The organism is Tolypothrix sp. VBCCA 56010 (assembly GCF_050875635.1).
Lineage (GTDB): Bacteria > Cyanobacteriota > Cyanobacteriia > Cyanobacteriales > Nostocaceae > Hassallia.
Window position 1 is genome coordinate 1 of the sequence record NZ_JBPAOH010000494.1, and the last position, 287, is coordinate 287.

Consider the following 287-nt stretch of genomic DNA (forward strand, 5'->3'; position numbering starts at 1 on the left):
GATCTATTTATTGCGAACAAGACCGTCCAATTGACGGGCAGATTAAAACTGTTACGGTTTCCCAGGTTGCGGATGGCAAATATTATGCCTCAATTTTAGTTGATAATAGACAACCATATCCTACCCCTTCCATTGAGGGGAAAGCAGTAGGAATTGATTTAGGACTAACTCATTTTTGCATTACTAGCGATGGGAGCAAGTTCGATAACCCACGTCATACCAAACGATATGCCCGTAACCTCAGAAAGAAACAACAAAGCCTTGCTCGTAAGCAAAAAGGCAGTAAC

Annotated in this window: 1 protein-coding gene; it reads left to right on the forward strand. The window is 41.8% G+C overall.

The features are described from left to right. On the forward strand, window positions 1–287 hold a 287-nt coding region (locus AABK37_RS42100; protein WP_432557284.1), incomplete at both ends, for a transposase.